We start from the raw sequence: 7886 nt of genomic DNA, 5'->3' as shown, positions 1-7886 counted from the left end.
CGAACGCGACCCCCTCGACGCCCTCCGGCAACGGCGGCGCTTCCGGCCGGTCACTGATCTGCGGCTTCGAATCCATGACCTCGAAGACACGTACCGCACTGGCCCGCACTTGCTGACCGAACGTCAGCAGTGTGGAGAGCGCGCGCACCGGGCCGCCGAACTGCGCGAGGTAGGCGGAGAAGGCGAGGAAAGTGCCGAGCGTGATGTCTCCGCGCAGCGCCAGCCAGCCGCCGAAGGCCAGTACGCCGAGCTGTCCGAAAGTCGGGATCGCGCTCAGGGTCGGGTTGTACTTCGCGGTCAGCCGGATCGAGCGCAGCCGGGCCGCGAACACCGCCTCGGCGGCGCCCTCCAGCTTGCGCACCTCCTGGTGTTCCTGGCCGAAGCCCTTCACCACGCGCACGCCGGTGACCGCGGATTCGACCACGCCCGCCAGCATCCCGGCCTTCTGCTGTGCGTCCCAGGTGGCCGGGAACAACCGCTTGCGGGCCAGCGTGGTGACTACGGCCAGACCGGGGCCGACCGCCAGTCCGATCAGGGTCAGCAACGGGGAGAGCACCAGCATCGCGATCAGCGAGCTGACGAACATCAGCAGCATGCCGCCCAGCATCGGGGCCATGCCGAGCAGCTGGGCGACGATGTTGATGTCGGAGGAGGAGCGCGAGACGATCTGCCCGGTCTCCAGATTGTCCTGCCCCTGCCCGTCGAGCTGGGTGAGCGCGTCGAAAACGTCGGTGCGCAGGTCGTTCTGCACCTCGATGCCGATGCGGCCGCCGATATAGCGCCGGGTGCGCGAGACCACCAGATTCAGCGCCGCGACCGCGAGCAACGCCACGGCCCAGGGGGCCAGCGGCTCGGAGTGCCGAAGGATCACGTTGTCGATGACGGCCCGCTGGATCAGCGGTACGACCAGGTTGATGCCGCTGATCGCGAGCGAGGCGACGACGGCGATGATGACGAGCCGTTTGTACTTCCAGGTGTAGCCGAGCAGCCGGCGCAGCCAGCCTTCGCTGGTGTCGACCGGCTTGGTGCCGTTTCCCCGTGCGCGCTTGATAGCCGTCACCTGACCCCCTCGTCTCGGCGTCGAGCACACTATAGATGAGAAAGGCTCACTAATGTCCTCGGATAGGTTCGCCCTGAGCGATCAGGCAGCACGTCACGCCAGGACGTCACGCCGATGCGTCACGTCGGCACATAACGCCGGCACATCCGGCTGCGCTCAGACAAGCCGTCGCGCGGTCGCCCAGCGAGACAGCTCGTGACGGTTGGAGAGCTGGAGCTTGCGCAGGACGGAAGACACGTGGCTCTCCACCGTCTTCACCGAGATGACAAGCTCGCGCGCGATCTCCTTATACGCATAGCCGCGAGCGATAAGGCGCAGAACCTCGCGCTCACGCGCCGTGAGCCGGTCAAGCTCCTCGTCCACGGGCGCGACAGAGCCGGAGAACGCATCCAGCACGAATCCGGCCAGGCGCGGAGAGAAGACAGCGTCACCGTCTGCGACGCGACGTACTGCATCGACGAGTTCGGCACCGGTGATCGATTTCGTGACATAGCCTCGCGCGCCCGCCCGAATCACGCCGATCACATCCTCGGCCGCGTCGGAGACCGATAGCGCCAGGAAGCGGACCTCGGGTGCGCGCGCGACGCACTGTTTGAGGACTTCGAGGCCGCCGCCGCCGGGCAGGTGTACGTCAAGCAGCACGACCTGCGGCCGCGTCGCCAGGATGACCGCAACGGCGCGCGGTGCATCGTCCGCCTCGCCGACCACCTCTACCGCCGCCCCGGCGACTTCATCGAGCTCCGCTCGCACCCCGGTACGGAACATGCGGTGATCGTCGACCAAGACCAGCCGGATCGCTGCCGGTGATCCAGCGTCATCAACCTCGACCCCGGCCGCAGCCTCGGTCCCCCTCATGTCCTCGCTGCCGGTAACCGGTTCTACCTGCTCCACCTGCTCATGCCCCTGATCAGTCACGACGCCACTCTATGCGTACCTCGGTGCCCTCTCCGGGCGCGGTGCGAATGCTCGCCCGTCCCCCGTATCGCTGCATTCTTCCGATGATCGATTCGCGGATCCCCATGCGATCGGTGGCGACGGTGTCCAAGTCGAATCCCGGCCCGCGGTCACGTACGAACACCTCCACGCTGCGCGTCCGGTTGCCCTCCGTCTCAATCTCCGCGTATACCGAGACCGGGGCGCCCTTGGCGTACTTCGCTGCGTTGACCGCCGCCTCCCGCGTAGCCGCTACGCACGCGTTCAGATGGTCATCCAGCGGCGCGTCGCCGACTGTGACCACCTCGATCTGCACGCTGTGCCGGTCTTCCACCTCCGCGACCGCGGCTTTGATCGCCTGCACGAAGGTTTCCGGCGGCACGTCTCCTCCGGAACGCGGCCGCGGACCGCCCTCGTACAGCCAGGAGCGCAGATCACGCTCCTGTGCGCGGGCCAGCCGCGCGACCTCCGTCGGGTCGGCGCTGCTGCGCTGAATGAGCGTCAGCGTGTGCAGCACGGAATCGTGCATCAGCGCGGCTACCTCGGCGCGCTCCTGCGAGCGGATGCGAGCAGACCGCTCGGCCGACAGGTCGCGGAAGACCCGTAGCAGGAACGGAGTCGCGATCAGCAGCACGCCGCCCAGCAGCGCGCCCGCGGCGAGCAGGGTGCGGCCGGCCTTGTTCCAGGGCACTCCCCCGGAGACCAGCGCGGCGATGCCGCCGAGCACCACCGCGGAGCCGAGCACCCCGCGCAGCAGTGCGGTCGGGTTGAATCGCTGCGGCCGGAACCAGCGTGCGCGCTGGTCGTCGTCCGCCTGCCGCCACAGCACGCCGAGCCCGACCACCACGGCCGCGACCGGGAGGACGACGTTCCACTTGCCGGAACTGTTCGTGCCGCCGATTCCGATCACCAGGACCGCCTCGGCGGCGATCGCGATCGCCACGGCCGCGCGGGCGCCTGGACGTGGATCCGACCGGTCGACCTGCGGCACCCGGCCGAGCGGCACGAACAGCCAGAACGCCGCGTACGTGACGATGCCCGCGCCGCCGACGAACACGAGCAGGATGAAGGCGAGCCGCAGCAGCCAGACGTCGACGCCGAGATGCAGCGAGAGCCCGCGCGCGACACCACCAACCAGCCGACGCTCCGAGGATCGGTAGAGGCGGCGGGTCCCTTCAGGCAGCGGTGGCATCACAACGGCATCACGACAGCCATGCTCACACGGCGCGCGGCGATTGTGCATCGGGGATGACCCGGAGCCGGTCTCGGGGGTGAAGTTCCGGGTTGGATCCTGGGTGCGCCCGATGGCAGGAGCCGCCGGGCGCGGGAGGCTTGAGGACATGAGCGATGAGGAAGCGGGCGGTGCCGACATGAGCGGCGCTGGAGCGAGTGGTGCCGGCACGGGGAGCAGCGCAGCCGGCAGCACCGGAGCCGGCAGCACCGGAGCGGGGAACACCGGGGTAGAGAACACCGCGGGGAGCGGTGACGCCTGGGGCTGGGGCCCGGGCGCGGGCGCCGGCCCAGATGCCGGTGCCGGCACCTGGGCCGGCGCGACGGCCGGGGAAGCGCGGGGAGGCGCGTCCTCGGCCGGACGGGGCACACACGGCGCGGCAGCAGGAAGCACGCGGCCGGGACCGGAGCAGGGGCCGGGCCCGGTGCGACCGCCACTGCGCCGCGATCGGCGCTCCAGGATGATCGCCGGGGTCTGCGGGGGCCTCGGCCGACACCTGGACGTCGACCCGGTCGTGTTCCGAATCCTGTTCGCCGTGCTCACCTTCATCGGCGGCTTCGGGCTGCTCGCCTACGCGGCCGCCTGGTTGTTCGTGCCCGACGACGGGGAACGTGAGTCGGAGGCGCACCGGCTGCTGACCGGCCGCAGCGCGCTTGGCGCGGTGGCGATCGCGGTGCTCGTAGTGCTCGGGGGCATGGTCGCACTCACCACGCTGGCGAGGGGCCTCAATCACGCGGTGCCGCTGCTGGTGCTGGCGGCCGCGATCGTACTTGTACTGATTTGGCGCGGGGACGCACGCCGCGGCCGCGGGCCGGAAACAGGAGCGGGACCAGGCGCAGGACCGGGACCAGGAGACCGGCCGCAGCCGTGGTGGCAGCGCCCCGTGCCGACCTATCCGGCACCCGAGACCGGAGCGTCGAGTCCGACGGGCGCGGCAGGAGGTCCCGGGCCGTCAGACGCCCCGCCTGCCCCTGCGCCCGACCCCACGGCGACATCAGAGGCCGCATTCGCCTCCACGCTCGGCTGGGAGTACCGCGGTTACACCCCCGGCGCCGAGCCCGTAGGCACCTTCGAGGCGCCGCCGCAACGCCGAATCAGTGGCCTGACACTTTCCGCCGCGCTGTTGGCCCTCGGCCTGATCGGAGTGCTCGCCGAGGCCGGCGCGTTCCACATCGGCGGCACCTCGGCGCTCGCGCTGGCGGTCATGGCGGTCGGCGCGGGAATGGTCGTCGGCGGACTGTTCGGGCGTGCCAGAGCACTGATTCCGCTCGGCCTGGTGCTGTCCGTGCCGCTGATCGTGGCCAACGCGCTCGGTGTCCCGCTGCGGGGCGAGACCGGCAATACCACGTGGGTCCCGGCTTCCGCCGCCGCGCTGCGCTCGCCGTACAACCTGGCGGCGGGCAAAGGCCAGCTCGACCTATCGAACGTCGATCCACACGGCGGCACGGTGCACGTCACCGCCTACGTCGGCGCCGGCCAGTTGCTGGTCACAGTGCCCGACGACGTGGCGGTCGAGATCACCGGACACGTGGGCGTGGGCCGCATGATCTTCCCGGACGACTCCGAGCACTCGGGTATCGACGTGACCCACCATTTCGATGCCGCGGCAGTCGGCGGCTCCCATGGAACCATCCTGCTTGACCTGAAGGCGGGCGCCGGAGATCTGGAGGTGGACCGTGCCAACTGAACCTGGACCGCGAGGGCCGATCGAGCCCGGCGAAGAGACGTTCGCTGAGCCCCTCTCAGCGCCCTTACCCGAGTACCCGACTCTCCAGGAGGCGACGGCAGTGACATATCCGGAACACGGATACAAGACCGGCGCGCGCCCAGTGCAGGGAACTTCGAGGCGCAACTCGGCAGATCCGGTGTCCATCGCGGCCGGCGTGGTGTTCTTCCTGCTCGGCGGGGCGTACCTGCTGGCGGCGGGCGGTCACCTCACCGTCAACGCGGGCTGGACGCTCTCGTTCCTGCTCCTCGGCCTCGGCCTCTCCGGCGTCGTCGGCGGCTTCCTGCGGGCCCGCCGCAACAGCCGCGCTAGCGGCGGCCGCGACGAGTGGTGACACATGATGCGTCGTGGGCGTGACGCTGCTTTGACCCTCCCGCCCGCCCCAAACGCTCCGCGCCCTCGCTGACGCTCGGTCGCTCTACTGTGTACCGGCCGGGCGTCTATTCACTCGATCGGTGCCAGCTGGTCGAGTCCGGGCAGATGCACCGCGGAAGATCATCTGATCGGCGTTACCAGATTGCGCAATCCGTTCCCAGGGCTCGCGCCTCGTTAGCGGGCCAATCGCGCCACTAGTCCGGCCAACTCCTCGGGAAAGTAGGTCGCAACGCTCTGTTCTAGTTCCTCTGCGCTCCACCAGCGATGGCCGAGGTGGTGGCGCTGCTCCGTCTCGTCGAACCCGGATGTCGAGATCTCGGTCGATTCGGCGCGGAACAAGAAGAAGTGATTGTGCTGGCGCAAGAGCACGCCGTCCATGAAGAACTCGGCATAGTTGTAGAAGACCTGCTCGCCCAAGGCCTCGGGCTCAACGGCAAGTCCCGTCTCCTCGAACAACTCTCGGGCCGCCGCCTGCTGCGGCGTCTCGCCGGGCTCAACGCCGCCGCCAGGGGTGTACCACCACGGCGACTCGGGCTGAGCCGGATCAAAGCACTGAAACAACAAGATCCGGCCGTCGGGGTCAAGCAGGATCGTTCGTCCAGCGACGCGGTCCAGCGTGTCAGCACGATTCATGCCGCCGAGTATGCCGTCAGTCCGCGCACTCCGGAGATGGGTACGCCTGCAGGCGGCGCTGAGATGTCGTTAGGGCCCTTATTCCGTCGCAGGCGCTCGCATGTGAGATGCGCCATGTGCCGCTCGGTAACAAAGGTATTGCGCTCAGTGGATAAGCCCACGTATAAATAGCTTCACGCCGGGGGCGTGCGGGGGATTGAGGCCCTGGCAAAGCGGGACGTACCGATGCGCGGGCAATGTCATCGCTGGCGGGCATCCTGCGTCTCGGTTCAGAATCGATACCGACGTACATTCGCCTACTGAGGCGCGATCTGCAGCGCCGCGATCCGTGTCGGACCCGTAGGTTTGTGCGCCCCTGCCCAAACCTATATCAGAAATCTACAAAGGAGCAGCGTGAGGAACAACAAGACTGTCCGAATCGCGGCCGTAGTAGCGGCTGCAAGTGCGGCGATGTGTTACGCCTCCAGCGCGAGCGCGTCGTCGAGTGAGATCAGCGGGACAGTTCACGACGCGCAGGGCCACGTTGTCGCCGGAGCGCACGTCCAACTCAACGCCTTCGCGATGGATCGCAAGGGTATTCACGAGATCACGATCGCGAGCACGACGAGTAACTCTTCAGGCCACTACTCGGTGCCCCTCCCGAGCACAGCCGAGACGGCGACGCTTGCGAAGGTTGACGCCGGGACCATTAACTATGAGGTCGACGTGACCTCAGCCAGCGGCGGCGCTCTGCAGACTGCTGCAACCACTGCCCCAGCGAGCGCCATCGCCAGCACCGACCGAAACGCGCGCGTCGCGGCCGGGCTTTCCAGCGCAAGAGACCTCGACCTCACCGTTAAGCCCGCGCATCTGGTCGCCGGCGGCCGCACGCGCACCCACGTCACCCCTCGGGGCGTCGCACCCTGCGGTTTTGTCTCCTGGGACTCGACTGGCGTGACCGGCACGTATAGCGTCATTATCGGCGAGCCACACGCCTATATCGGTATGTCAGTGCAGTACACGTATCAGCAAAACGCCACCACCACGATCGGCATCGGGTACTCGAACAGCGGTAGCAATTGGAGCGCGAACGGCGCGGCCAGTGTGACCTTCACTGGAGGCAGCTCGGTGATGACTGCACCTTCCGGGGACCACTACGCTCCGTACATGTGGGGCACATTCGTTTACGACAAGCAGCAGGAGTACATCAGCTGCCAAGGAAACGTTAGCAATTATCGGATTGTGCCTGACTACTGGACGGGCTCAGCTACCGCGAGCGGAAACCTCACGCAATACGATGGAAGCAACAGCCCCGTCTGGCAGTATGACCAGTCACACGGCGGCGTCGGCGAGGCGTTCTACGATTCGAACATGACGTTCAGCAAGAGCGGAGGCCCAGGCGCCACCTACAGCGCGGGCGTGAACGTGTTCGGAATAAATCTATCCGCAAATACGAACTACTCCACGTCGGTAACGTACAAGTGGGTTATGAATAACAACAGCTCCATACCGCATGTACTCTTCGGAAACGGTGTCTATCCCGCAGCCACCTCTGGCGCGCAAATTGTCTACTCGAACTGAGGCCGAGCTGGCCCGGCCAACTCATCGTCGGCTCAGACTAGCCGCGATGACAATAGCCGCAGTCGCAGCGCTGAGTGTGGCCGGGTGGCTCATCCACAGCTATTTTTACGATGCGTCTTTCATGCAGGTGCCGCCGCCCTCTTCTGTCGAGGCAAACACTTGCACAACTGGGGAGACTCTGTACTTCGGCTACGCTTTCACGCCCAGTCGCGATGTGCGCCTCACCGGAGCCGAGCTGATCGGGATATCAGACGCTTTCACTGTCGAAGGCATCTATGGCATCAATCAAGCGGAAAGCCATAAGCCGATGTTCGGCGGCGGAACCCAACAAAGCTGGGATCGTTACGGCTACTCAAACGATCACCTGT

The 7886-nt window shown here is 67.2% G+C and carries 8 protein-coding genes; 4 read left to right on the top strand and 4 right to left on the bottom strand.

Going from position 1 to position 7886, the window contains the following annotated elements:
* From VN779_RS12275 to VN779_RS12265, 3 genes are all read right to left on the bottom strand, one after another.
* On the bottom strand, positions 1–1060 hold a 1060-nt coding region (locus tag VN779_RS12275), incomplete at its 3' end, for an ABC transporter ATP-binding protein (RefSeq protein ID WP_325722620.1).
* Between the two features lie 156 nt (positions 1061–1216).
* Positions 1217–1915: a response regulator transcription factor gene (locus VN779_RS12270; protein WP_349260750.1), complete on the bottom strand. Its 699-nt coding sequence runs from the start codon at positions 1913–1915 to the stop codon at positions 1217–1219.
* Positions 1916–1967: 52 nt separating this feature from the next.
* Positions 1968–3185, bottom strand: coding sequence for a PspC domain-containing protein (locus tag VN779_RS12265; protein ID WP_325722618.1), 1218 nt, complete (start codon positions 3183–3185; stop codon positions 1968–1970).
* 148 nt (positions 3186–3333) lie between these two features.
* Here VN779_RS12265 and VN779_RS12260 point away from each other — a divergent pair, with 148 nt between their 5' ends.
* Complete coding sequence (locus tag VN779_RS12260; RefSeq protein ID WP_325722617.1) at positions 3334–4911, top strand: PspC domain-containing protein; 1578 nt, start codon at positions 3334–3336, stop codon at positions 4909–4911.
* 100 nt (positions 4912–5011) lie between these two features.
* Positions 5012–5284 carry a hypothetical protein gene (locus tag VN779_RS12255; protein ID WP_325722616.1) on the top strand — a complete coding sequence of 91 codons (273 nt, stop codon included), beginning with the start codon at positions 5012–5014 and terminating at the stop codon, positions 5282–5284.
* Between the two features lie 215 nt (positions 5285–5499).
* Here the strand turns inward: VN779_RS12255 and VN779_RS12250 are convergent, their stop codons facing one another.
* Entirely contained in the window at positions 5500–5958 is a 459-nt protein-coding gene (locus VN779_RS12250) for an NUDIX hydrolase (RefSeq protein WP_325722615.1), read from the bottom strand.
* Between the two features lie 393 nt (positions 5959–6351).
* Between VN779_RS12250 and VN779_RS12245 the strand changes: the two genes are divergently transcribed.
* The gene (locus VN779_RS12245) at positions 6352–7518 is read left to right on the top strand and encodes a hypothetical protein (protein ID WP_325722614.1); all 1167 of its coding nucleotides are present in this window, start codon (positions 6352–6354) and stop codon (positions 7516–7518) included.
* A 46-nt stretch (positions 7519–7564) separates the two neighbouring features.
* Positions 7565–7886: hypothetical protein (locus VN779_RS12240; protein WP_325722613.1), on the top strand; the 322-nt coding region annotated here is incomplete at its 3' end.

It is taken from the genome of Actinocrinis sp. (assembly GCF_035605935.1).
Classification (GTDB): Bacteria; Actinomycetota; Actinomycetes; order Streptomycetales; family Catenulisporaceae; genus Actinocrinis.
This window is presented reverse-complemented; position numbering and strand designations above follow the sequence as displayed.

Coding starts and splice junctions, on each gene's coding strand:
- VN779_RS12270 (WP_349260750.1), bottom strand. CDS start 1,915: ATGAGGGGGACCGAGGCTGCGGCCGGGGTCGAGGTTGATGACGCTGGA.
- VN779_RS12265 (WP_325722618.1), bottom strand. CDS start 3,185: ATGCCACCGCTGCCTGAAGGGACCCGCCGCCTCTACCGATCCTCGGAG.
- VN779_RS12260 (WP_325722617.1), top strand. CDS start 3,334: ATGAGCGATGAGGAAGCGGGCGGTGCCGACATGAGCGGCGCTGGAGCG.
- VN779_RS12250 (WP_325722615.1), bottom strand. CDS start 5,958: ATGAATCGTGCTGACACGCTGGACCGCGTCGCTGGACGAACGATCCTG.